General features: G+C 72.3%; 19 protein-coding genes. 7 read left to right on the top strand and 12 right to left on the bottom strand.

The annotated features are described in order from the left end of the window. Nucleotide 1: 1 nt before the first annotated feature. From ACVCAG_RS12295 to lxmK, 9 genes are all read right to left on the bottom strand, one after another. A complete protein-coding gene (locus ACVCAG_RS12295) occupies nucleotides 2–1,222 on the bottom strand; it encodes an insulinase family protein (protein WP_440083479.1) in 1,221 nt (406 codons plus the stop codon). Further along, nucleotides 1,219–2,136: a hypothetical protein gene (locus tag ACVCAG_RS12290; protein WP_440083478.1), complete on the bottom strand. Its 918-nt coding sequence runs from the start codon at nucleotides 2,134–2,136 to the stop codon at nucleotides 1,219–1,221. Before ACVCAG_RS12290 ends, ACVCAG_RS12295 begins: the two co-directional genes overlap by 4 nt. Then, entirely contained in the window at nucleotides 2,133–2,714 is a 582-nt protein-coding gene (locus ACVCAG_RS12285) for a flavoprotein (RefSeq protein ID WP_440083477.1), read from the bottom strand. Before ACVCAG_RS12285 ends, ACVCAG_RS12290 begins: the two co-directional genes overlap by 4 nt. Next, nucleotides 2,707–3,675 carry an LLM class flavin-dependent oxidoreductase gene (locus ACVCAG_RS12280; protein ID WP_440083475.1) on the bottom strand — a complete coding sequence of 323 codons (969 nt, stop codon included), beginning with the start codon at nucleotides 3,673–3,675 and terminating at the stop codon, nucleotides 2,707–2,709. Before ACVCAG_RS12280 ends, ACVCAG_RS12285 begins: the two co-directional genes overlap by 8 nt. Nucleotides 3,676–3,754: 79 nt before the next feature. After that, nucleotides 3,755–3,907: a hypothetical protein gene (locus ACVCAG_RS12275; RefSeq protein WP_440083474.1), complete on the bottom strand. Its 153-nt coding sequence runs from the start codon at nucleotides 3,905–3,907 to the stop codon at nucleotides 3,755–3,757. 39 nt (nucleotides 3,908–3,946) lie between these two features. Next, the gene (locus tag ACVCAG_RS12270) at nucleotides 3,947–4,105 is read right to left on the bottom strand and encodes a hypothetical protein (RefSeq protein ID WP_440066705.1); all 159 of its coding nucleotides are present in this window, start codon (nucleotides 4,103–4,105) and stop codon (nucleotides 3,947–3,949) included. Nucleotides 4,106–4,186: 81 nt separating this feature from the next. Then, the gene (locus ACVCAG_RS12265; RefSeq protein WP_440083473.1) at nucleotides 4,187–4,345 is read right to left on the bottom strand and encodes a hypothetical protein; all 159 of its coding nucleotides are present in this window, start codon (nucleotides 4,343–4,345) and stop codon (nucleotides 4,187–4,189) included. A gap of 5 nt (nucleotides 4,346–4,350) precedes the next feature. Beyond that, the gene (locus ACVCAG_RS12260; protein ID WP_440083472.1) at nucleotides 4,351–5,376 is read right to left on the bottom strand and encodes a T3SS effector HopA1 family protein; all 1,026 of its coding nucleotides are present in this window, start codon (nucleotides 5,374–5,376) and stop codon (nucleotides 4,351–4,353) included. Continuing rightward, nucleotides 5,373–6,461: a class V lanthionine synthetase subunit LxmK gene (lxmK, locus tag ACVCAG_RS12255; protein ID WP_440083471.1), complete on the bottom strand. Its 1,089-nt coding sequence runs from the start codon at nucleotides 6,459–6,461 to the stop codon at nucleotides 5,373–5,375. The genes ACVCAG_RS12260 and lxmK overlap by 4 nt, the downstream gene beginning before the upstream one ends. A 404-nt stretch (nucleotides 6,462–6,865) precedes the next feature. Between lxmK and ACVCAG_RS12250 the strand changes: the two genes are divergently transcribed. The 3 genes from ACVCAG_RS12250 to tuf all read left to right on the top strand — a co-directional run bounded on the left by ACVCAG_RS12250 (nucleotide 6,866) and on the right by tuf (nucleotide 11,107). Then, nucleotides 6,866–7,888 carry a radical SAM protein gene (locus ACVCAG_RS12250; protein WP_440083470.1) on the top strand — a complete coding sequence of 341 codons (1,023 nt, stop codon included), beginning with the start codon at nucleotides 6,866–6,868 and terminating at the stop codon, nucleotides 7,886–7,888. Further along, the gene (locus tag ACVCAG_RS12245; RefSeq protein ID WP_440083469.1) at nucleotides 7,885–9,636 is read left to right on the top strand and encodes an ABC transporter transmembrane domain-containing protein; all 1,752 of its coding nucleotides are present in this window, start codon (nucleotides 7,885–7,887) and stop codon (nucleotides 9,634–9,636) included. Before ACVCAG_RS12250 ends, ACVCAG_RS12245 begins: the two co-directional genes overlap by 4 nt. Before the next feature lie 304 nt (nucleotides 9,637–9,940). Further along, entirely contained in the window at nucleotides 9,941–11,107 is a 1,167-nt protein-coding gene (tuf, locus tag ACVCAG_RS12240; RefSeq protein WP_440083468.1) for an elongation factor Tu, read from the top strand. A gap of 128 nt (nucleotides 11,108–11,235) precedes the next feature. On the opposite strand, the gene ACVCAG_RS12235 is transcribed toward tuf, so the two are convergent. Next, nucleotides 11,236–12,345 (bottom strand): aldo/keto reductase, encoded by a 1,110-nt coding sequence (locus tag ACVCAG_RS12235; protein ID WP_440083467.1) that lies wholly within the window; start codon nucleotides 12,343–12,345, stop codon nucleotides 11,236–11,238. 548 nt (nucleotides 12,346–12,893) lie between these two features. Between ACVCAG_RS12235 and ACVCAG_RS12230 the strand changes: the two genes are divergently transcribed. Both ACVCAG_RS12230 and ACVCAG_RS12225 read left to right on the top strand, forming a co-directional pair. Then, a complete protein-coding gene (locus ACVCAG_RS12230) occupies nucleotides 12,894–16,565 on the top strand; it encodes an NB-ARC domain-containing protein (protein WP_447189834.1) in 3,672 nt (1,223 codons plus the stop codon). Between the two features lie 257 nt (nucleotides 16,566–16,822). Beyond that, nucleotides 16,823–18,133: a phosphatase PAP2 family protein gene (locus ACVCAG_RS12225; RefSeq protein ID WP_440083464.1), complete on the top strand. Its 1,311-nt coding sequence runs from the start codon at nucleotides 16,823–16,825 to the stop codon at nucleotides 18,131–18,133. Here ACVCAG_RS12225 and ACVCAG_RS12220 read toward each other — a convergent pair. Next, on the bottom strand, nucleotides 18,100–18,705 hold the full coding sequence (locus ACVCAG_RS12220) for a TetR family transcriptional regulator C-terminal domain-containing protein (protein WP_440083462.1): 606 nt from the start codon (nucleotides 18,703–18,705) through the stop codon (nucleotides 18,100–18,102). The two genes, ACVCAG_RS12225 and ACVCAG_RS12220, sit on opposite strands and share 34 nt — an antisense overlap. 730 nt (nucleotides 18,706–19,435) lie before the next feature. On the opposite strand from ACVCAG_RS12220, the gene ACVCAG_RS12215 reads away from it, so the two are divergent. Further along, entirely contained in the window at nucleotides 19,436–21,115 is a 1,680-nt protein-coding gene (locus ACVCAG_RS12215) for an ATP-binding cassette domain-containing protein (protein WP_440083461.1), read from the top strand. Nucleotides 21,116–21,301: 186 nt separating this feature from the next. Here the strand turns inward: ACVCAG_RS12215 and ACVCAG_RS12210 are convergent, their stop codons facing one another. Then, nucleotides 21,302–21,859: an HIT domain-containing protein gene (locus ACVCAG_RS12210; protein WP_440083460.1), complete on the bottom strand. Its 558-nt coding sequence runs from the start codon at nucleotides 21,857–21,859 to the stop codon at nucleotides 21,302–21,304. Nucleotides 21,860–22,036: 177 nt separating this feature from the next. Here ACVCAG_RS12210 and ACVCAG_RS12205 point away from each other — a divergent pair, with 177 nt between their 5' ends. Beyond that, the gene (locus ACVCAG_RS12205; protein ID WP_440083459.1) at nucleotides 22,037–23,152 is read left to right on the top strand and encodes a hypothetical protein; all 1,116 of its coding nucleotides are present in this window, start codon (nucleotides 22,037–22,039) and stop codon (nucleotides 23,150–23,152) included. Nucleotides 23,153–23,174: the final 22 nt, after the last annotated feature.

Here is a 23,174-nt window from a genome sequence, read left to right as displayed (position 1 = left end):
GTCATTCCTCCTTCGGGCGGACGGTGAGCAGCGCGCGCGAGTCCGGGCGCAGGCCGCGCGCCGCGGCCGCCACGTCCGCGGCGCTCACCCCGGCGTAGATCTCCGGCAGCCGCACGGCGCCCGAGGCGTCGCCGAACAGCAGCTCGAAGCGTCCCAGCAGGCGCACCCGGTTGGCGATGCGGTCCATGGACCGGTGATGGGAGGTGAGCCAGGCGCTGCGGCAGCGCCGCAGCTCCTGCTCGCCGGGCCCGTCGGCGGCCAGTGACTCCAGCTCGGCGTCCACGGCGGCCAGCACCCGCTCGGCGGGCACCTCCCTCGGGTGCACCGCGGTGAGCACCCACATGTCGGGGTCTCGGGCGTCGAGAAAGTCGAACAGCCCGACACGCGCCGAGAAAGTGATGGTATGCCCCGTCTCGTGGCGGAGGCGTTCGCGCAGCCGTGGCCTGCCGCCCCCGGCGAGCAGGCCCGCCAGGGCCGACAGCGCGACGTGGGCGCCGGATGCCGGGTCGGGCACCCGGTGGCCGGCGGCCAGGGCCGGCAGCGGCGCGAGCCGATCGCGGTAGGAGACCTCCCGCGGCCCGGCCGGCGGCTCCCACCAGGAGACGGGCGCCGGGGCGGGCCTGGCGGGAATCCGCCCGAAGGTGCGTGCGACGACCTCCAGCACCGCCTGCGCCGAGACGTCCCCCGACACCGTGACCACGGCGTTGGCCGGGCTGTAGTGACGTTCGAAGAAGTCCTCGCAGTCGTCGAGGGTGACCTGGCGCAGCGACTCGTGGTCGCCGTACCCGTCGTGGGCGTTGGCGGCGTCGCGAAACAGCACCGGCGACAGCCTGGGCCAGGGAAAACCGCCGTACGGTTTGCGGGTCTTGCCCAGGATCTCCTCGCGCACCACCGAGGTCTGTGCCCGCACGGCCCGTTCGGTGATCTTCGGGGCGCGCATGCGAGCGGCCTCCAGGGCCAGCACCCGGCCGACGGCCCCGGCAGGCACGACGGTGTAGAAATCGGTGTAGTCCTGCCGGGTCGAGGCGTTGCAGAACCCCCCGATGCCTTCCACCTGCTGGAAGTGCCCCTCGAACATCAGGTGCTCGAACAGGTGGGCGAGCCCGGCGAAGCCCTCGCCCCGGAAACCGACACCGTAGTGGACGGCGACGGCGGCCACCGGCGCCGAACGCTCCTCCTCCACGACCACCCGCAGGCCGTTGCCCAGCGTCAGACGCCTCATCGCCGGATCAGCCGCCCTGCCCGCGCCGCGTCGATCACGTCGGCGACGAGCCTGAGGTAGTCCGGCAGGATGGCGTGCCACTTGACGTACGCGGCGAAGTCGTGCACGTGACTCAGGAAACGCACCGTGGCGGCCCTGCCCACGGCGGCCAGGTCCAGGGGGGCGCCGTACCCGTCCAGCACGCGGCCGATGAGGGCGTCGTAGTCGAGGGCGGCGCGCCCGAACCGGCCGGCCAGCTCGCGAAACTCCACCAGTTCCCCGATGAGCCAGCCCACGTCGGACTCCGGCGCGCCGGCGCTCAGGTCCTCCCCGGTCAGCAGGGCGCCGTCCCGCTCCGAGGTCAGGGGCAGCAAGGTGCCCAGGCTGGGGGCGCCGTGCAGCAGCACGCGCGGCCGCGCCGGCGCGCACCACGCCGCGACCTCGGCGCTGCGATCGGGGCCGAGGATGTCGGCCGCGTGCCGGTGCAGCCGCGGCGCGGCACCGGGCCCGTCCCCGCCCAGCAGCCACGACAGCAGCCGCCGCGGCCCCTCGGGGGCCGGCAGGCCGGGCTGCGGCGCCGGCACGCCGTGCAGCCGGGCGAGGGTCGCGCCGGTCTGCGCCAGGGTGTCGGCGATCCGGGCCGTACCCGGCGCGCCCCGCAGGAAGAGGCCCGCCAGCGAGCCGGCCTGATCGGTCCGGTAGCTCACGCCGTCGCCGTCGCCCCGCTCGGGCAGCGCGAGCCTGACCGGTCCCGCGGGCAGCGCCCGGACGGCCGCGAGCACCCCGGCTCCGGGCACGCGCATCGCCTCGCGGCGCTCGGGCCCGGGCCGCCGGGTCCACAGGTAGTCGCCCTCGCCGTGCCGGACGATCGTGGTGTGCAGGAAGCCGGTGCCGAACGACTCGACGATCTCGCTGATCTCGCTGATCTCGCTCATCGATCCTCCCGCTCGCGCCGTCGCTCCAGCTGTTCGATCAGGGTGGACAGGGGAGCGGCCGCCAGGGCGTCGCGCTCCCTGGTGTGGGTGCTCAGCGTGGGCACGGGGTCGGCGACCACGACGTTGGGCCGGTCCTTGAGCGCCGCGAGGTTGTGCCGGTAGGCATAGGAGCCGGCCGCGCCGGGCGGCAGGGCGGGCGCGATCCCGATCAGCGCCGAGGTGCACTGCAGCGCCAGCAGGGCGGGCGTGTCGCCGCAGCCGCCGGCGAACCGGCTCAAGAAGTGGTAGGTCGCCGGGTAGACCAGGACGGTGTCGGGCCAGCTCGCGTACTCCACGTGCGGCGAGCCCGGCCCCGGCTCCTGCGGCCAGACGTCGAGCGGCACGTCCCCGCCGGTGATGGCCGCGACCGACTGCCGGGTCACGAAGCGCTCGGCGCTTCGGGTCAGCACCACCCGGACCTCCAGGTGCGGGTAGCCGTGCCGCAGCCAGTTGAGCCAGTACGGCAGGAAGGCGGCACCGAGCGACCCGGTGGCGAGCACGAGCAGGCGTTCGGCGCCGAAGGGCGGTGCGCTAGTCATCGGCGCCGGCCATCGCGTCGAGGATCTGCTCGGCGTCGGCCAGCGCGGCCTTGTACCCCTCGGTCCGCATCACCCCCGCCGGGTTGAGAACGATCTCCTCGACGCCCGCCTCGCGGTAACCGCGCAACCGCTCGGCGACCTCCTGCGCCGTGCCGTACACGTAGACCCCCGCCTCCACCAGGGCCGCGGCGCCCGCGCGCGGGTCGGCCGGATCGGCGCTCACCCCGGCCCGCCTGAGCATGTCGGTGTAGTGCGGCGCCCGCAGGTGGTGCCCGGCCCCGGCCTGCGCGAGCCTGCGCGGGTCGCGGCCGGCGCCGGCCAGCGCCACGTGCACGACGGCCGCGACGCGAGGCGGCGCGGCGCGACGCGCCGCGCCCTCGGCCAGGGCGGGCATCAGCGTGTCGCGCACGTAGCCGGGCGGCGTCATCCAGGTGATGGCCACGTCCGCCACGGCGCCGGCCTTGCGCGCCATGCCCGGGCGCAGCACGCCCAGGCCCACCTCGACGGGGGCGTGCCTCATCGGGGGCAGCCCGCCCCCGCCGGCGGCGTACGCCTCGCAGGAGGCGGGGGGCGTCTCGCCGTCCAGGATGGCGCGCAGCGCCTGGGCGTAGCCGGCCGCGGCCGTGGCGGGCCTGTCGTACGGCGCGCCGCGCAGCGCCTTGACCAGCTCCGGGGTGGCGGCGCCGTACCCGGCGACGACCGGCCTGCCGGTGAGCACCGCCAGGCTGCGCGCCTGGGTGGCCGCCTCCAGCGGGTGGCGCAGCGGCATCAGTGTCACGCCCAGCCCGGACGCCACCTTGATACCCCGGCCCGCCAGGTAGGCGATCGTCTGGTGGGACTCGGCCATCACCGATTGCCCCAGCCAGAGCCGGCCGGCCAGGCCGCTTTTCACCAGCTCCCCGAAGGGCACGACCACATCGGGATGCGCGGGCTGGAGCGGGAACAGCAGTGCGGGAGCCATGAACCCTCCTAGGTGTGTGTCGCCTCCCGAGCCGTGGCGGCGCCGCGAATCCGCGGCGCCGCCACGTCGATCACGTACGTCAGCAGCCGCCCTCGATGGTCAGCGTGCAGATGCTGTAGATCCAGTCGGTCGTCGTCGGGAGGGCCTCAAGGGTGTCGACCCCCGGGACCGCCGCGACCTCGGCGAGCGAGGTATAGGCGTCGGCGCCCTCCATCAGAAGCTCCGCGGACATGTGTTCACCCCCTTTCCGGCTCCGGCTTCGGACGCCGGCTCAGCAGCCGGACTGGATGGTGTAGGCGATGCTGCACAGCGGGCTGGTGAGCCAGCTGTTGGGCGGGAAGGCCTCCAGGTTGTCGCCGCCGGGGACCGTCGCGACCTCGGCGAGCGAGGTGTAGGCGTCGGCGCCTTCCATCAGGATCTCGATGGACATGGTGTTCTCCTCGTTGCTCTCAGATGAAGGTGAGTCCGTGGCGTGGCCGCACGTGTCCGCGAGGCCGCCACGCGGGTTTCGTCAGCAGCCGGATTCGATCGTGTACGCGATGAGGCACAGCGGGCTGGTGAGGTAGCTCTGGTTCGGCCAGGCCCCCAGGCTGTCGGCGCCGGGGACCGTCGCGACCTCGGCGAGCGAGGTGTAGGCGTCGGCGCCTTCCATCAGGATCTCGATGGACATGGTGTTCACCTCCTTTCCTGGGTCTCGGGGGATCCGGATCCCGATCCGGGTCCGGAAGTCTCGAAGGGCAGCGGTGGCGAGCCGAGGTTGCGGTGCACCGCGCCGGGCACCACCCCGGCGGCCCGCAGCGCCTCGGTCACCGCCTGCTCCCGGTCGCCGCCCTGCCCGGCGCAGGCCACCAGCCCGGCGGCGACGGCCTGGGAGCGGTGCTCGCCGAAACTCAGCCCGCGCATCCCCGGCCGGGGGTCGTGCGGCTCCCAGGCCCAGCCGACGCCGCGACCGAGCGCGGCGACGTAGAGGGACAGGTCCTCGCGCAGCCCGCCGGCGGCGGCCGCGGCCGCGGCGACGTCCGGGACGGCGTGCCAGGAGCGCCGCCCCAGGTAGACGACGATGCTGTCGCGGCGGGGGTAGTGGTCGCGGGCCGAGAGCACCTTGGCCCGGTAGGGCAGCCGCAGCTCCTCCAGCCGCGCCAGTATCGCGCCCCACAGCCCGGGGGCCGCCTCGGGCGTCCGGGCTCCGGCGTACACCCGCACGCAGGCGCCCTCCCGCATGCCGTGGCCGTGTGATCCGTTGACGAGCAGGAATCCGGGCGACAGTGCCGGCAACACCGCCGGCAGGGTGACCCAGCGCGACAGCCCGCCGCCGGTCTCGTCGCGGGCCTCGTCGCGGGCCTCGTCGCGGGCCTCGGCGCCGAGCCGATCCGGCGACAGCAGCACGCGCACGCCGTTCAGCCGGACCACCGCCGGCGAGCCGGGCTCCACCGCGGCCAGGACACGGGTGCTGTCGTGCGGGACCATCGCGCGAAGCGCCTGCTCGAAGCCGGGGTCGCGCGTCGGCCTGCGCGGCTGCTCCCCCTGCGGGTCGCGGCCGGTGTGGAAGGCCTCGTACAGCGCGTCGGCGAGCGCTTTGCGCAGGGCCTTGGGACCGCCGGCGGTGATCTCCCGGCCGTCCACGCCGGCCGAGGTCAGGTCCGCGCCGACGCGTACCCGCTCCAGCGCCCGCGTCAGTGCCTCCGTCAGCGCCCGCGTCATCGTTCGTCTCCCAGGCCCAGGATGGTGGTGAAGGCTGCGGGGTCGAGCAGGAGCCTGCGCCCGACGCCGGCCGCGGCGCGCTCCAGGGGCGACAGCCGCCCGCGCCGGTGACCGGCCACGATGAGCCGGTCGATCAGGTGCCAGCCGGCGAAACCCGCCGCCCTGGCCGCCAGCTCGCCATCCGAGCGCGCCGCGGGCCTGGCCCGCAGGTAGCCCGACCAGAAGGACTCGATGTAGGGCCGCAGGGCCTCGAAGCGGCGGGTGCCGTTGGCGAGGACCTCGCGCTCGTTCGGGGTGTCGTCGCCGCCGGCCATGCCGAGCACGCCCCGGTAGAGCCATTCACCGGCGAAGGCGCCCACGTCGCGCGCGGCGTCGGCCGGCCTGGCCTCCTCCCAGTCGGTCAGGTAGAGGGTGGCGTCGTGGTACAGGAACTGGTCGAGCCGGATGTCGCAGTGCACCGGGACGCGGGGGGCGCGCCGCTCCCACCGCGCCAGGTCGCCGATCGCCTCGACGATCGCGGGGTCGTTGTGCAGGATCGCCCACGCCTCCAGCTCGGCGCCGCTCGCGGCCGCGTAGACGCTCAGCGGGAGGGCCGACAGGCGGCCGAGCGGCGGGACCGGCGGCGGCGAGGTGTCCTCGGCCACCACCGGCGGCGCCTGGAGGGTGTGGAGCGTTCCGATCTGCAGGCCGGCCGAGCGGGCCAGCTCCCAGGTGAAGTCGTCGTCGGAGGCGAGGTCGGCTCCGCTGCGGGCGTCCTGCAGCAGGGCGAAGGCCACCAGGCCGGACTCGGCGTCGCCGCCCAGGAACCGGGGCGCGTTGATCACCTGGTGCCCGTCGAGCAGCGCGCTCATCGCCCTGGTCCGCTCCACCCTGAGCCGGACCGGTTCCGCCTCGCCGAGGGTCTTCTTGACGAAGACCGGGACGCCGGCGTCGGTCACCCCCGCCCAGCTGTCGTTGCGGCCGAAGAACGCGGTGATCGCCTCCTGCCGCAGCACTCCCAGGCCGAGCTCGGTGAGGAAGCGGGTGACCTCGGGCACCTGCTCCAGCGGTACCGGCTCCAGCGTCAGCCGCTCACGCACCGCCATCGCCGGCTCCTGGGACAAGGGCCGCGCCCGCGGCCGGTAGGCGTTCGTCGTGCATGGTTGCCTCTCCCCGTCATCGGAACGGACGTCCGCGGTCCCCGGGCCGGACACGACGTCCGAACGTGACGTCGAACCGTGTCCGGCTGACCGCGGTCTCGAGCATGCAAGGCGCTACTTGCGCCGCGCTTGGAGGCGGCTGCAGGTGCAGGTGACAAGGACGGCGCCCACCGGCACAGCGAGCACCGCCACCATCGTTCGCGCAGGTCACGGCGTTTCCAGACGGCTCGCGGCGGGTGGGGGCGAGCGCCCGGCGCGCTTGGGAACGCGCCTCAGCCGCTTCCAAGTACGCCACAAGTGGCGCCGCGCATGCTGGCGCCCACCGACCGTCAGGCGTTGAAGGGAATGCCATGAGCAGCCTCAAAGGGCCCGGTACCGTCACCTGGGACGTCACCTATGCCTGCCCCCTGCGATGCACGCACTGCTACTCCGAGTCGGGCAGGCGGCCCTCTCGCCAGCTGGACCACGACGAGATGCTCCGGGTCGCCGACGCGATCGTCGCCCTGGGCCCGGAGTCGGTGGAGTTCGCCGGCGGCGAACCGCTGCTGGTGCGGGGGATCTTCGACGTCGCCGAGCGCATCAGGCAGGCCGGCATCGCCGTCAACCTCTACACCGGCGGCTGGACCCTCACCCCGCGGGCGGCCCGGGACGCCGCCCGGGTCTTCTCCCGGATCACCGTGAGCGTCGACGGGGCCAGCGCCGAGGTCCACGACGGGATCCGCGGGCGGGCCGGCTCGTTCGAGCGGGCGATGCGGGCGCTGGCCATCCTCGACGAGGTCGCCCCGCGACACGGGGTGAGGTTCGGCATCGACTGCGTGGTCACCCGCGGCAACCTCCACCAGGTGGAGGAGTTCTGCACCGCCGTCGCCCCCCGTTTCGCGAACATGGCGTTCCTCATCTTCGGCGCCGTGCTGCCGTCCGGGCTGGCCAGCAGGCCGGGCTTCGAGGGCGAGCTGCTCACCGGGCAGGAACTGGGCACGCTGACCGACCCCGAGCGCGTCGCGCACCTGCGGTCCCTGGCGCCGCCCTCGGTGCAGGTGATGACGACCGACAACTTCCTCCTGCAGATGAACCCCGACATGATCGCGCGCTACGGCTTCCCGATGATGCAGGTGGAGCCCGACGGGCAGGTGCGGGCGATGCCCATCTACGAAGGGACCGTGGGAAGCCTGCTGGCCGAAGACCCCCTCACCCTGTGGCAGCGCTCGATCGACCGCTGGCGCGACCCCTTCGTGGTGGAGACCCTGTCCGCGATCCGCTCGATGCGCGACTGGGCCGAGGCGACCCGGCGCCTGGACCACCACTTCGGATCCGAGGAGGTCCGCCGCCGCATAGCCCTTCGCCCGCCCTACCTCGCTCCCACCCCGGCATGAGCCGCGCGCACGCCTCCTGGCGGCCGCTGCTGGGCCACCTGCGGCCCCACCGCGGCCTGCTCGCACTCGGCGGGGCGCTCACCCTGGCCGGCTCGCTGGCCGGGCTGGCGATGCCGCTGCTGGCCAAGACGGCGGTCGAGGCGTTCGGCGCGCAGCGCTCACCGGCCGGGCCGCTGCTGGGCCTGACCGTGGTCGTGCTCGCGGCGGGCGCGCTCGCCGGCGCGCTGGGCAGGTACGTGCTCGAGCGCATGGGGGAGGGCATCGTCTACCGCGCCCGGCGCGCCCTGGTGGACCGGATGCTGCGGCTGCCCGTCCGCGAGGTGGACCGGCTCAAGCCCGGCGCCCTGCTGTCTCGCGTCACCTCCGACACCACCTTGCTGCGCGCGGTGTTCACCAACGGGATCGTCGAGTCGGCCACCGCGGTGTTCATGCTGGTGGGCGCCGTGGTGATGATGGCGCTCATGGACGGGCTCCTGCTGCTGGTCACCGTGGGCGTGCTCGTCCTGGTCGGCGCCCTGGTGGGCCTGGTCATGCCGCGGATCCGGCGGGCCTCGATCCAGGCGCAGGAGTCGGTGGGGGAGATGGGCGCGGCGCTGGACCGGGCGCTGCAGGCCTTCCGCACGGTCAAGGCCGCCGGAGCCGAGCAGCGGGAGATCGACGCGGTGACCGGCGCGGCTCGCCGGGCCCGCGACCGCGGTGTCGCCGTCGCCTGGTGGACCTCGGTGGCGGGCACCGCCTCCTGGGGCGCCGCCCAGCTCACCTTCGTGGCGGTGCTCGGCGTCGGCGGGGCCCGGGTCGCCTCCGGGGCCCTGCAGGTGTCGTCGCTGGTGGCCTTCCTGCTCTACCTGTTCTACCTGGTCGCGCCGATCGCCCAGCTGGTGCAGGGGCTCACCCGGGTGCAGGGCGGCCTGGCGGCGCTCAGCCGGATCCGGGAGATCGAGGACCTTCCGGCGGAGGAGATCTCGCCGCGGGGCACGGGCGGCACGGGCCGGGTGGAGGGGGCGCCGGTCGGTGTGACGTTCGAGAACGTGGCCTTCGGCTACGGCGACGGCCGCCCGCCGGCGCACCAGCAGGTGTCCTTCGCCGTCCCGGCCGGCGGCGTGACGGCGCTGGTCGGCCCCTCGGGGGCGGGCAAGTCCACGGTCTTCGCCCTGCTGGAGCGGTTCTACGAACACCAGGCCGGCACGATCACCGTCGACGGGCGCGACATCCGGCGGTGGCGGCCGGCCGAGCTGCGCGCCGCCCTCGGCTACGTGGAGCAGGACGCGCCGGTGCTGGACGGCACGCTCCGCCAGAACCTCCTCCTGGCGACGCCGCACGCCTCGGGCGAGGCCGTCGGGCGGGTGCTCGGGCTGACGCGGCTGGAGGAGCTGGTCGCCCGGCTCCCCGCGGGGCTGGACAGCGAGGTGGGTCATCGCGGCGTCGCGCTCTCCGGAGGCGAGCGCCAGCGGGTGGCCATCGCGCGGGCGCTGCTGCGCCGCCCCCGCCTGCTGCTGCTGGACGAGGCCACCTCCCAGCTCGACGCGGTCAACGAGCTGCTGTTGCGGGAGGTGATCGCCGAGGTGTCCTCGGAGACCACCGTGCTGGTGATCGCCCACCGGCTGTCCACGGTGGCCGGCGCCGACCGGATCGTGGTGATGGAGGGCGGCCGGGTCAGGGCCACCGGCACCCACGCCGACCTGCTCGCCACCGACGACCTCTACCGCGAGCTCGCCGCCACCCAGTTCCTCGCCGCCCGGCCCGCCTAGCGGCAGGTCGCGCCGTTTCGGATCGCCCCGCCGTCCCGGGTCGCGGGGCCCCGGGCGCGGGCCCCGCATCTGCCCGGGGGCGGGGAATAATCCGTTGTGCGCCGCTGCTGAGGCGGTCACCATGGTCACCATGTTCCGGTACGCCCGCCTCGTGACACCCGCCGCCGCGGGTGCCTTCGGGCGTGTCCGCGACGGCCTGGAGCGCTGACCTCTTCCCGTGAGTCCCGAGGTGACCCGGCGGGGGGAGGTAGCCGGCCCGTAGACGGGTCACCGCGGATCCAGGCAGTGCGAAGGAAGAGACATCATGGCCAAGCAGGCCTACGTGCGGAACAAGCCGCACCTCAACATCGGCACGATGGGACATGTCGACCACGGCAAGACCACGCTGACCGCCGCGATCACCAAGGTGCTCGCCGAGCGGGGGCAGGCCACCTACACGCCGTTCGAGCGGATCGACCGTACCCCCGAGGAGCACCTGCGGGGCATCACGATCAACATCTCGCACGTCGAGTACGAGACCGCCACCAGGCACTACGCCCACGTGGACATGCCGGGCCACGCCGACTACGTGAAGAACATGATCACGGGGGCGGCGCAGCTCGACGGCGCGATCCTCGTCGTGTCCGCCCGGGAGGGCATCATGCCGCAGACCAGGGAGCACGTCCTGCTCGCCAGGCGGGTGGGCGTCGAGCACCTGGTCGTCGCGGTCAACAAGGCCGACGGCGCCGACCCCGAGCTGGCCGACCTGGTCGAGCTGGAGCTGGCCGACCTGCTCGCCGAGCACGGCTACCACGACGTGCCGATGGTGCGGGTGTCGGGGCTGCGGGCGCTGGAGGGCGACCCCGAGTGGGCGGCGTCGGTCCAGGCGCTGCTGGCGGCGGTGGACGAGCACATCCCCGTGCCGGTCAGGTACGTGGACGCGCCGTTCCTGATGCCGGTGGAGAACGTGCTCACGGTGAGCGGCCGGGGCACGGTCGTCACCGGCGCCATCGAGCGGGGCACCGTGCGCGTGGGCGACTCGGTGGAGGCCGTCGGGCTCGGCGACGGGTTCAGCGCGGTGGTCACCGGGGTGGAGACGTTCGGCAAGACGATGGAGCGGGGCGAGGCGGGCGACAACGCCGCCGTGCTGCTGCGCGGCGTCCGGCGCGAGCAGGTGCGGCGCGGAATGGTGCTGGCGGCCCCGCGCAGCCAGCGCGCCCGCCGGTCCTTCACCGCCCGGCTGTACCTCCTGACGGCCGAGGAGGGCGGGCGGCGCCGGCCGATCGCCTCCGGGTACCGGCCGCAGTTCTACCTGCGCACCACCGACGTGCCGGGTGAGCTGACGCTGCCCTCGCCGGCCCGGCCCGGCGACACCGTGGAGGTGTCGGTGGAGCTGGGCAGGGCGGTGGCGGCCGAGCCGGGCCTGGGCTTCGCGATCCGCGAGGGCGGGCTCACGGTCGGCGCGGGCACGGTCTTGACCGTGGCGGACTGACCGCTCGCCGCCGTGGCGCCGCGTGGGACGGGCCCGCCCGTCCCACGCGGGCATCCACCCCCTTCATCCCCCGGGCGCGGGCCCGCGCCCGGGGGATGAAGGGGGATCGCCGTGGCGGGCGACGGTTCTCAGCCGCCGGCCTCGGGCGTCCAGTTCCGTACGACCGGGGCGTACTCGGCGGGCTTGTCGCCGACCTTGAGGCCGGGGTTGACCAGCCAGCTCTGATAGGCGGGGGTGAACATCTGGTAGACCGACGCGGGGGGCACGGAGCCGGCCTCGTCGAGCTGGGCGCGCAGCTCGGCCGGCAGTTCGACGTCGAGCGCGGTCAAGGTGGTGTCGAGCTGGCCGGTGTTGCTCGCCCCGACGATGGCCGCGGCGACCCCGGGCTGGGTGGCGACCCAGTTGAGCGCGACCTGGGCCATCGTCAGCCCGAGCTTGTCGGCGACGTTCTCGAGCGTGGCCAGCAGCCGCCAGTCCCGCTCGGTCCGCTGCCGGCCGGGCGAGCCCGCGCCGGTGAGCCGGCCCTCCCCGGTCAGGCCCTGGTCGGTGGAGCGGTACTTGCCGGTGAGGAAGCCGCCGCCCAGCGGGCTCCACGCGGTGATGCCGAGTCCCAGGCTCTGCCCCATCGGCACGTGCTCGGTCTCGATCGCCCGGTCGATGAGGGAGTAGGGCAGCTGCAGGCTGATCACCGGCTCCAGGGAATGGGCCTCGGCGTAGGTCTGGGCCCGCGCCGCGTACCAGCTCGGCACGTCCGACAGCCCCGCGTAGCGGATCTTTCCGGCCCTGGTGAGGTCGTCGAGGGTGCGCATGACCTCCTCGACGGGAGTGATCCGGTCCCAGGTGTGCAGCATGAACAGGTCGACGTAGTCGGTGCGCAGGCGGCGCAGCGACGCCTCGACCGCTCTGATCATGTGCTTGCGGCCGTTGCCCCCCGCGTTCGGGTCCTTGGGGTCGACGCTGTTGGTGAACTTGGTGGTGAGCACCACCCTGTCGCGCACCTTTGCGGCGGCGATGAGGTTGCCGAGGATGGTCTCGCTCTCGCCCGCGGTGTAGAAGTCCGCGGTGTCGACGAAGTTGCCGCCCGCTTCGAGGTAGCGGTGGAAGATGGCGCCGGACTCCTGCTCGGTCCTGCCGTACGCGGCGTGGAAACCGCCGGTGCCGAAGTTCATCGTGCCCAGGGCCAGCCGGCTGACGCGCAGTCCGGAACGTCCGAGCAGGTAGTAGTGATCCAAAGACATGAGGGTGTCACTTCCGTTCGTGGGCAGAGCCCGGGGGACTGGTCCGTCCCGGTTCCCGCGAGCGGCCGGGGCCCGGGTGTCTCCCGGCGGGAATCGGATGGCGAAGGACGGGTGAGCCCGCGCGGCCGCGACACCCGCCCGGGCGGTCCGGGGCGGCAGCCGGAGCCACGTCCTTTCTGAACCGTGCGGTCCATTCATCAGCTTGCGGACGAAAAAATGGACTGTCAAGTCCAAAATGTGGGGGCCGGGACGCCACGGCCCGGCCACCCCACCGGCCCCGCCCGGCGCGAACCGCGGCGGCGAGGGGTCCTCGCCCCGGGGCCCTCACCTGATCGCGGGCCGAGCCGGCGTCCGCCGGATCCCGGGGTCCCGGCAGCGATGAGGAAATTTCCCAAGAGAAGACATCAGCCATGTAAGGCAAGCGCGCTCCCGGCGAACCACCGCCAGCGATCGTCATGGCCTCATCCGGTCCTCGCACGGGTCATCCAGGCGTTAAAGTGAGCGCGAGGTGATCCATGGCTCGCCGCAGGACGCTCGCACCGGCCTTGGTGACGACCTCACTCGTGGTGCTGGGCATCGTGATCGGCCTGCCGGTCAATGTCGTCAGCGACTACCTTCCCGACAATGTCACCGGCAATCGGCCCGCCTGGATCGCCGGTCTCGCCGGTGCCGTTCTGCTCGTTGTCGCCCTCACCCTGCTGTTACCCACGTTGTCCGAGCGCTGGGCTCGGGTGCCGTCGTTCCGCGTGCCGCCGCGGGATCCAGAGTGGGTCGACCGGCCGGAACTCGCCATGATCACAGCTGCGCTGCACGCCGGGCTGGCTACGGGCATCGTTGGCCTGGGCGGCTTCGGCAAGACCTCGCTCGCCACCGAGATCTGCCATCGCCGGGAGGCCCGCCGGCGGTTCAAGGGCGGCATCGTCTGGGTGACGCTCGGCCGCGACCGGACCGGCGCGGAACTCGCCTCCCTCATCAACGACGTCGTGGCCCACCTCGACGGGGAACGCCCCGAGTTCGGCGATCCCGAGCAGGCCGGCCACCGGCTGGCCGAGGTCCTTGACGGTCGCAAGCCGGTACTACTGGTAATCGACGACGTGTGGAACGCCGCCCAGCTCGGTCCGTTCCTGCTCGCGGCCGCCCATGCTCAGCTCCTGGTCACCACTCGGCGTCCGTCCATCGTGCGGGGCACCACGATCGAGGTCGATGAGATGTCCCCGCAGGCGGCCACCCACCTGCTCACCCGTCACCTGCCGGACATGCGGGCCGATCTCGCACGGGATCTGCTGCGCGCCACCGGCCGCTGGCCGCTGCTGTTGGCGATCGTCAACGCCCGCCTGCGCAAACAGCGGGCCGGCGGCGCCGCCGTGGACACGGCCGCTGAGGGGGCGCTACAGCGGCTGCGGGCGAACGGACCGGCCACCTTCGACCTCACCGTGAACGACGAGCGCGCGCAGGCGGTGAGCGCGACCGTCGACTACAGCCTGGACTTGCTCACCGGCGAGGAGCAGGCCAGGTTCGGCGAGCTCGGCGTCCTGCCCGAGGACACCGACGTGCCGATCGACACTGTCGCCCTGCTGTGGGGATGCCCCACGCCCGAAGCGGAGCGCCAGTGCGAGAAGCTGCACGAGCTCGCCCTGCTCACGCTGCACTGGGCCGACTCGACGGCTGTGGTCACCCTGCACGACGTCATCCGCGGCTATCTGCGCTCGGCAACGGGGTCGACGGCCCTCATCATGGCCGGCCGCCGGTTGATCACCCGCGCCAGAGCGCACGCTCCCGGCGGTTGGTGGAACCTGCCGCCTGACGAGCCCTACCTGTGGGACAACCTGGCCTTCCACCTCAAAGAGGCCGGCTTGCACGACGAAGTGAACGACCTCGTCTGCGACGTCCGCTGGCTGGTTCCGCGCACCGCTCGATCCGGGTCGGCCGCCGCGGCGGCCGACCTCGCTCACGCGTCCTCGCCGACGGCCCGGCGGATCGCCGGCACGCTCTCCGGGTTCGGGCACCTGCTGGCCTCCTCCTGCGACCTGCTGACCCGGCTCAGCGCCATCCCCGGTCGGCAATCGTCGGTCGCCTCGTACGCCGAACAGGCCGGGATCCCCTTCCTGCCCGCCCGCTGGCCGCTTCCCGAGGGCGACTCGGCGAACCTGCGCCGCCTGCTTCCCGGCCACCCCAAGGGCGTGGCCGCGCTGGCGATCGCCCCCGACGGCAGTTGGCTGGCCACCGGTGAGAGCAGCGGTCCGAAGTCCAATGCCAACTACAGCGACGCCGTCGGCGTCGTGCGCCTGTGGAACAGCGACGGTGACCTGCAGACCACTCTCGACGGACATCAAGGGGGAGTCAGCGCGCTGGCCATCGCCCCCGACGGCACCTTCCTGGTCACCGGCGACGGCAACGGCTTCGATGCGATCAGCATGGAGCACACCGTCGGCGCCGCCCGGCTGTGGACGCCCGAAGGAGAGCGCATCGCCTTCCTCGAAGGTCACCATGACATGGTGACGGCGATCGCCATCGCCCCCGACAGCGGTTGGCTGGCCACCGGCGACCACGGCGCCGCTGTCCGCATCTGGAACAGGCAGGGCCGCCTGCTGGCCACGTACGACAGCAACGCCGCCATCGGTTGGATCTCGGCGCTGGCCATCTCACCGGACGGCAACTGGCTCGCCTGCGTCCGCGGATCCCGTGTGACGATCCTGGATCCCGGCGCCATCCCGATCGCCCTCCTGCATCCCGGCGACGGCGAGGTGACGACGTTGGCGATCTCCCCGGACGGCTCCTGGCTGGCCATGGGTGACGATCGCGGCGCCGTCCACGTCCTGGACTCGCACTTCACCGCCTTGCCCGACGCTTTCGCCCTCACCTCGGGATGCCGCTGTCTGGCGATCTCCCCGGACGGCTCCTGGCTCGCGGCCGGCAGCGACGCCGGCCAGATCCACATGCAGAACCGCGACGGGCGCGTGCGCGGCGTCATCGATGGCCATGACGCCGCGGTCACCGCCCTGGCCATCGCCCCGGACGGCGCATGGCTGGCCAGCGGCGACGCGACCGGCACAGTGCGCCTGTGGCAGAGCGACGGCAGGCCACGAGGAACGCTGGGCGGCCACACCGGTTGGGTGAGCGGGATCGCGATCGCTTCCGACGGCACCTGGCTCGCCGGCGCGAGCAGTGAGAACAGCGCTGCCAGGATATGGGACACCGCCCCTGAGCCGCCCGTCGAGACTCCGGGTGAGACCGGGCGGGTGACCGCCCTGGCCGCCGCCCCGAACGGTATGTGGTTCGTCGTCGGTGACGGCAGGGGCCGCGTATGTGTCTGGGACGCCGACGGCCACCGGCGTGCCGAGGTGGACACCCTGTCCAGGGGTGTGTCCGCGATCGCCGTCTCCCCGGACGGTACCTGGTTCGCCACGGCGGCCGTCTACGAGGACGTCCGGCTCTGGCACGCTCACGGCGAGCCGCTCGCCCGGCTGAGCGGGTCGAACAGTTCGTCGGCCCCCGCCATCGCTCCGGACGGATCGTGGCTCGTCACCGCCGGCGGCCCCGGCAAGGTCCGGTTGTGGGACCGCGAGGGCGATCTGCGCCGCACCCTCAAGATCCACGACGCGAAAGAGTCGATCTTCGCCCTCGCCGTCTCCCCGGACGGAACCTGGTTCGCCGCGGCGACCCGCAACCGGATCCGGATCTGGGACGCCGACGGCACGTTCCGCTTCGACCTCGACTGTTCTCCCCTCTGGAAAGTCAACGCAGTGATCATCTCGCCGGACGGCAGCTGGCTGGCCGCCGGGGGCGGCCGCCACGTCGTGGTGTGGGACTCGGCAGGCGGGCGGCGCGGCAGCTTCGGCGGCGATCCGCACTGGGAGCCGATCAAGATCGGGATCTCACCTGACGGCAACCGTTTGGCCACCGGAGAGCCGGACGGCACCGTGCGCCTCTGGGATCCGGACGGCCACGAGCAGGCCCGTCTCTCCTCGCACCGGGGCCGGGTGGGTGCGGTGGCGTTCTCCCCGGACGGCGCCTGGCTGGCCACCGGCGGACACGACGGCACCGTCAAGCTGTGGAACGGATCCGACGAGGTCACCTTCCAGACCGCCGAACGGATCACCGCCCTGGCCTGGCTCGCGGACGCCGCCGGCACGCTGTGCGCCGCCGGGCCGCAGGGCCTGTACGTTCTGGGCAGCCCGCACCCGACAGCGGCCCGCGCGACACCTCCCGTGATCGGTTAAGGGTTACCCGCACGGCCAGGCCGGGCGCCGCATCAGCCGCGCCCACATCGTCTCTGCTCCATCGCCGGCCCCCTTCGGGCCCGATGCTCGGGTCGGCGTCACCGGGGGCAAGAGAGAAGATCGCTTTAGGCCTGCTCCTTACCGATTATTCGGTCGTTGAGCTGCTGGGACGGGTGAAACCGGCGTAGTATTTTGCTCGTATGTCCTACTCAGGCGATGCAAGGATGACCGCTGGCTCACGTCGGAAAGCCGTCCGGGTGGCCATCGCGGGAATCGTTGCCGGGGCGCCGATCTGCTTGGGTTCGCCGGTCGCGTACGCGTCGGACGGGGCGCCGCGGGCCAACGCCGTCGTCGTCTGGGACAGGAACGCCCAGATCGCCATGTGGGACATCGCCCAGCAGCAGCCGCCGGAGCAGTCCCGTAGCGCTGCAATGGTGCACGGGGCCATCTACGACGCGGTGAACGCGATCGCGGGCACTCCGTACCAGCCGTATCTGACCGCGCCTCGCGTCAAGGGGGCCACGTCGATGGACGCGGCCGTGGCGAGCGCCGCCTACCGGGTGCTGAGCGCGCTGTTCCCCGATCAGCGGGAGAGGCTGACGACGCAGTACGACGAGGCGCTGGCCGGGATTCCGGCCGGCGGCCCCAAGCAGCGTGGCATCGCGGTCGGCGATCAGGCCGCCTCGGCGATGATCGCGGCGCGGAAGAACGACGGGGCCTACGGCGACCAGACCTGGGCCGTGGGCACCAAGCCCGGTCAATGGCGGCCGACGCCTCCCGCCTTCGCCTCGAGCGGCGCCTGGATGGCTCACCTCAAGCCGTTCCTCATCCCCAGCGGGTCCATGTTCCGCACCTCCGGCCCGCCGGCGCTCACCAGCAAGCGCTATGCCGAGGACATCAACGAGGTCAAGGAGATCGGCTCGAAGACCAGCACGGTCAGGACCGAAGACCAGACGCAGGCCGCGATCTGGTGGCACGACCGCAATGGGGGCGGCGACTGGGAGATCAAGCGCCAGCTCGCGACGACGCAACGGCTCAGCACGCTCCAGACGGCGCGGATGTACGCGATGGTGAATCTGTCCAAGGCCGATGCCACGATCGCCTGCAACAGCGAGAAGGCGGCCTGGCACTTCTGGCGGCCGATCACCGCGATCCGGGAGGCCGGCACCGACGGAAATCCGGACACAAAGCCCGATTCCGGCTGGGAGCCCCTGCTCGACACGCCGCCGCATCCCGACTTCACCTCCGGGCACACCTGTTCCACCGGGGCGAGCATGTCGTCACTGACACACTTCTTCGGCCGGGACGACCTGTCCTTCAGCGCGTTCAGTCCCCAAGCGGGCGCCACCAGGTACTACCACAGCTTCTCGCAGGCGCTCGCCGAGGTCATCGAGGCCCGGGTGTGGGGTGGTATTCACACCCGCTCGGCCGATGCGCAGGGGGCGGAGATCGGCAAGCGGGTGAGCGAGTACACGGGGGCGCACCACTTCAAGCCCGTCACCCCCGGCCCTCGCTCACAAACGCCTCCCGCCCGCTATGGCGACGGGGGCCTGGCGGTGCGAAGGTAGGCGATGCCCATGTCCAGGGCGGCCTCCAGATGGGCCGTCTGACCGGTGGACATGTGGATCAGAACGCCCCCCTGGATGCCGGCGAGCAGGGCGGCCGCCGCCCGGTCGGGGTCCAGGCCCGGGTCGATCTCCCCGGCCTCCTGCATGTGCCGCACGCCGGCGGCGATCTCGGCCTGCCAGCGGCGCATCAGCTCGGTGACCACGGCCTGGGCACCGGGCGTGCCGCCGTCCAGCTGCGCCACGACGGAGCCGAGCGGGCACCGGGGACCCTGGTTGCGGTAGCGCTCGACGACCTTGTCGCGCCACAGCCGCCAGCCGGGCCAGGAGGTGAGATCGCCGAGCTGGGGCCGCTGGTCCTCCAGCACGCGGTCGGCCTCGAAACGGGCCACGGCCAGCAGCAACTCCTCCCGCCCGCCGGGAAAGTAGTGAAACAGCTGGCTCTTGCTCGTCGCCGTCACGGCCAGCACGTCGTCGAGGGTCGTGGCGGCCACACCGTACTCGCGGATGTGCGCGGCCGCCCCCTCGAGAACGCGCTGCCGCGTCGCGGCTCCCTTGCGGGTCAACGAGCGCATAACACCCCCTGAACTGGACTTATCCCCGTATTTTACGGCGAGCGTCTCGGCGGGCGGCCTGGCCCGGAACCGGGGCGGGACCGTCGCCGCGATCACGGCGCTGCACCAGGCGGCCCGGCTCAGTGAGGGACGGCAACGCAAAGCGGCCAGATCGCTGCGAGCCGCCGAGCTCGCGGTCGAATCCGGCCGCTGGCACTGGCCATCATCGAGGGCGCCGAGCGCAGCGGCGCCCAGCTCGCGGGCACCGGCGTCCATGACCGCCGACCCCACGACCAAAACGCACCCCCGCACAGGACCGGCCCCGCCGGCGGACGGCCGCGACGATGTAAAATGCCCGGGATCGACAACGAGGAGACCAGACATGGCAGGCGACGACGACATCTCCGGGTGATACCGGAGACCGATCAGCCCCGGCAGGCGCACATGACCGCCGCCGACGTGGCCAGGTCGTCATTCCCTGAACCCCTGTCCCGACGCCGGGCGGCTCCGGCACGCCCGGACCACGTACGCACGAGGTCTCCCGCATGTCCGACACATTCACCACCCGCTCCAGCCCGCCCTTCTCTCGCCCCGCCCCCCGGCCCCACGACACACCCGCCCTCACCCCCGGCGGCGACCACACGGGCCTCACCGCCCCCGCCCCGCCACACCTGATCGGCGAAGAACCCCGGCCCCCACGACACGACCCCGCCGACCGGCGAGCGGCCGGCGAAGACCGGCAGGCCCGCCGATGAGTGACGCACTGCTCGCCCACGACCTCGTACGAACCCTCGGCACCCGGCGCGTGCTCGACGGCGTCTCCCTCACCGCCGCCCCCGGCCACCGAATCGGACTGATCGGCGAGAACGGCGCCGGCAAATCCACCCTGCTACGACTACTGGCCGGAACCGACACCCCCGACTCCGGCACCGTCACCCGGCCCGCCGACCTCGGCTTCCTGCACCAGGAAATGCCGTTCGACCCGCAGGCCACGATCACCGACGTCCTCGACGAGGCCCTCCACCAGGCCCGCACCGACCTCGCCGAACTCGACCGCCTCACCAAAGCGCTCACCGACGCCCCCCACGACACCACCCTGCTCACCGCCTACGGCGCCAGACTCGACCAGGCACAACGACACGAGTCCTGGGACGCCGACCGCCGCGCGAAAATCATCCTCGACCGCTTCGGCCTCGGCGACCTCCCCCACGAACGCACCCTCACCTCGCTGTCAGGCGGCCAGCGCGGACGGCTCGCCCTGGCCGCGCTACTGACCAGACGGCCCGCCGCACTACTGCTGGACGAGCCCACCAACCACCTCGACGACACCGCCGCGACGTTCGTCCAAGAACAACTCCGCCACATGACAGGAGTCGTGATCGTCGCGAGCCACGACCGGGCCTTCCTGGACGCGGTCTGCACAGACCTGATCGACCTCGACCCGGCGGTGAACGGCCCCGTCCGCTACGGAGGCGGATACAGCGCCTACCTGGCGGAAAAACACGCACAACGCCAACGCTGGCAACGACGCCACAGCGAAGAGCAGGAAGAACTCGACGAACTGCGCCGCGCCGTCGCGGTGACGGCCCGCCGGACACCGACGGACGGGCTGAAACGCGACAACGAGAAAATGGGATACGGACACGCCGCCGGACGCGTACAGAAACAGATCTCGCGACGAGTGCGCGACGCCGCCCGCAGGCTCGCCGAACTGGAACGCGACCAGCTCCCCGCCCCGCCGCCACCGCTGCGCTTTCGCCCCCGGACCCCGCCCGCCCCCATCGGCGCCGCCGACCCCGCGAAACCCTGCGCCACCCCCTCCCGCGACCCCGACTCCCGCGACCCCGGCGACCAGACCCTGCTGTCCCTGCGCGAGGTACGGGTGCCCGGACGGCTCTCGATCGACCGGCTCGACATGGCACCGGGGGAGCGGCTGCTGCTCACCGGCCCCAACGGAGCGGGAAAGTCCACACTCCTGGCGGTACTGGCCGGACGGCTGAACGCGCGAGGACGGATACGGCGAAGGCACGGACTCACCATCGGACTGCTGCCCCAGGACACCACCTTCGAACGACCCGGCCACACGGTGGAACAGACCTACCGGCTGGCGCTCGGCACCGAACGCGCCGAGGCCGTACCGCTGCGCTCGCTCGGCCTGATCGGCGCGCGCGACATGAACCTGCGGGTGGGGGAGCTGTCGGTCGGCCAGCGCCGCCGGCTCGCGCTGGCACTGCTGGTGGCCGACCCTCCCGAGCTGCTTTTGCTCGACGAGCCCACCAACCACCTCTCACCCCGCCTCTGCGACGAGCTGGAGGAGATGCTGGGCGCCGAAGGCCCGGGCGCGATCGTGATCGCCAGCCACGACCGCTGGTTGCGCTCACACTGGCAGGGCCGCCACGTCCGCCTGTCTCACGAACAGGATCCGCGCTAACCCGCCCAACTAAGCGCCAAAAATCCGACAAACAACAAATATTTTCCCCGGGAGCGGGGGAGAGGCCGGCCGAAGTCGGGGTCGCTCCGCGAAGCGACCCCGACAAACGTCCATACGGCCGCGCCCCACCGCGCCCCGCAAACGCTCGCGGCCGCCGGGGCGGTACGGGCCGGCGCCCGGTGAAGGTCACTCGTCTCCGCCGGCCCCGGCCAAGGCCGCGCGAAGACGTTCGGCGAGGTCGAAGGCCTGCTGCGCCGACCAGGGGATCACCCCGTTCTCGGTCATCAGGGCGTGGAACTGCTGCTTCGGGTAGGGAGTTCCGGGCGGCAGCGGGGCGATGTGCCAGTGAAGGTGGGTGTTGCCCTGCTGACTGCCCAGCGAAAGCAGATAGGTGCGCTCAGAGGGAACGACCGCCTCAACAGCCACAGCGATCCGGCGGACCGTCCGCATCAACCGCAGATACGCCTCCTCCTCGAGGTCGCGGACCACGTGCTCGACGTGTGCCTTGGGAGCCACCAAGACCTTGCCGGGCAGCGTGGGGTAGCGGTCCAGGAAGGCGATGTGGTGCTCGTCCTCGAAGACGACCTGTTCGAAGTCGTAACCGGGGGCGCCCGCCAGGATGGCGCAGACGAAGCAGGGGCCGCTCCTGGCCCGCCGAACGTAGCCGGCGAGATCGAACGCCTCTTTGCGCTCGATCTTCGGAGTCAGGACGGGCACCTCCTCCTCGGAGGAATACAGACTCATGATCGCCACCATAGGCCCGGGCAGGAGGGCGACCGCCCTCTGAGCGGCGCATCGGTGAACGGAAAGTGAATTGTCAATACGTTGTGAGTGCCTCGTCCCGCACCGTCGTCGTCAATCACATAATTCAATGACAACCGCTATTTCATAGCGATACGGAGCAAGCTTTCGAGGAATCACATGAAACGTTGGATCGGCGTCGGGCTGGCACTGCTCCTCGGCGCCGCCGTGGTGGCGGCGATCGTGGTGGGCAACCGTGACGGCGGCGCGGAGACGCGTGAGCTCACCCTGGTCCGGGGGGTGATCGGATCGGAGAAGAAGCCGTTCTTCGACGATCCGAGAGTGCGGGCGGCCTTCACCGCGCACGGCCTCCGGGTGGAGGTCGACACCGCCGGGTCGCGCCAGATCGCGACCTCGGTGGAGCTGGGGAAGTACGGCTTCGCGTTCCCCTCCAGCGCTCCGGCGGCCGAGAAGATCAGGCGTGACCGGGGCGTCGCCCGCACGTTCGCGCCGTTCTCCTCGCCCATGGCGATCGCCACTTTCACCCCGATCGTGGACGTGCTCACCAAGGCGGGCGTCGTACGGGACTCCGGTCAGGGTTACCAGGTGCTCGATATTCAGAAATATCTAGGTTTGGTGGCGAAAGGTACTCGATGGGATAAATTGCCGGATAATACCGCTTACCCGGCGCGCAAGCGTGTGCTGCTCACCACCACCGACATCCGCACCTCCAACTCCGCGGCGATGTACCTGGCGATCGCCGGTTACGTGGCCAACGGCGACGACGTGGTCACCTCCGACGAGCGGGGGGCTAGGGTCGCCCAGGCCGTCGCCCCCCTCTTCCTCGACCAGGGCTACTCCGAGACCTCCACCGAGGCGCCGTTCGAGGACTACCTGTCCCTGGGGATGGGAAAGACGCCCATGGTCGTGATCTACGAGGCGCAGTACGCCTCGCGCCTGTTCGCCGGGGACGGCTCGATCCGCCCCGACATGCGACTGCTCTACCCCTCTCCCACGGTCCTGAGCAAACACACGCTCATCCCGCTGAGCGCACAGGGCACCGAAGTCGGCCGGCTCCTGCAGCAGGACCCGGAACTCGGGCGCCTCGCGGCCCTGTACGGCTTCCGCACCGCCGCCCCCCGGGCGTTCGACGACCTCGTGGCGAAGGTGGGGGCTCCGCTGCCACCCGGCCTGGTCGACGTGGTGGAGCCCCCCGACCACGACCGGCTGGAGAACATGATCTCCGCGGTCGAGACGCTCTACCGCTCCGGAGCGGTCCCTTCACCCACTCCCTGACCTCACCTTCCCAGCGCTTCGA

It is taken from the genome of Streptosporangium sp. G12, from assembly GCF_052983175.1.
Note: the sequence above shows the minus strand (reverse complement) of the source record. Positions and strands in the feature narration are given on the sequence as shown.

Excerpts from the sequence above, each read along its gene's own strand:
- ACVCAG_RS12295 (WP_440083479.1), bottom strand. The coding sequence starts at position 1,222 with ATGAGGCGTCTGACGCTGGGCAACGGCCTGCGGGTGGTCGTGGAGGAG.
- ACVCAG_RS12290 (WP_440083478.1), bottom strand. The coding sequence starts at position 2,136 with ATGAGCGAGATCAGCGAGATCAGCGAGATCGTCGAGTCGTTCGGCACC.
- ACVCAG_RS12285 (WP_440083477.1), bottom strand. The coding sequence starts at position 2,714 with ATGACTAGCGCACCGCCCTTCGGCGCCGAACGCCTGCTCGTGCTCGCC.
- ACVCAG_RS12280 (WP_440083475.1), bottom strand. The coding sequence starts at position 3,675 with ATGGCTCCCGCACTGCTGTTCCCGCTCCAGCCCGCGCATCCCGATGTG.
- ACVCAG_RS12275 (WP_440083474.1), bottom strand. The coding sequence starts at position 3,907 with ATGTCCGCGGAGCTTCTGATGGAGGGCGCCGACGCCTATACCTCGCTC.
- ACVCAG_RS12270 (WP_440066705.1), bottom strand. The coding sequence starts at position 4,105 with ATGTCCATCGAGATCCTGATGGAAGGCGCCGACGCCTACACCTCGCTC.
- ACVCAG_RS12265 (WP_440083473.1), bottom strand. The coding sequence starts at position 4,345 with ATGTCCATCGAGATCCTGATGGAAGGCGCCGACGCCTACACCTCGCTC.
- ACVCAG_RS12260 (WP_440083472.1), bottom strand. The coding sequence starts at position 5,376 with ATGACGCGGGCGCTGACGGAGGCACTGACGCGGGCGCTGGAGCGGGTA.
- lxmK (WP_440083471.1), bottom strand. The coding sequence starts at position 6,461 with ATGGCGGTGCGTGAGCGGCTGACGCTGGAGCCGGTACCGCTGGAGCAG.
- ACVCAG_RS12250 (WP_440083470.1), top strand. The coding sequence starts at position 6,866 with ATGAGCAGCCTCAAAGGGCCCGGTACCGTCACCTGGGACGTCACCTAT.
- ACVCAG_RS12245 (WP_440083469.1), top strand. The coding sequence starts at position 7,885 with ATGAGCCGCGCGCACGCCTCCTGGCGGCCGCTGCTGGGCCACCTGCGG.
- tuf (WP_440083468.1), top strand. The coding sequence starts at position 9,941 with ATGGCCAAGCAGGCCTACGTGCGGAACAAGCCGCACCTCAACATCGGC.
- ACVCAG_RS12235 (WP_440083467.1), bottom strand. The coding sequence starts at position 12,345 with ATGTCTTTGGATCACTACTACCTGCTCGGACGTTCCGGACTGCGCGTC.
- ACVCAG_RS12220 (WP_440083462.1), bottom strand. The coding sequence starts at position 18,705 with ATGCGCTCGTTGACCCGCAAGGGAGCCGCGACGCGGCAGCGCGTTCTC.
- ACVCAG_RS12215 (WP_440083461.1), top strand. The coding sequence starts at position 19,436 with ATGAGTGACGCACTGCTCGCCCACGACCTCGTACGAACCCTCGGCACC.
- ACVCAG_RS12210 (WP_440083460.1), bottom strand. The coding sequence starts at position 21,859 with ATGAGTCTGTATTCCTCCGAGGAGGAGGTGCCCGTCCTGACTCCGAAG.
- ACVCAG_RS12205 (WP_440083459.1), top strand. The coding sequence starts at position 22,037 with ATGAAACGTTGGATCGGCGTCGGGCTGGCACTGCTCCTCGGCGCCGCC.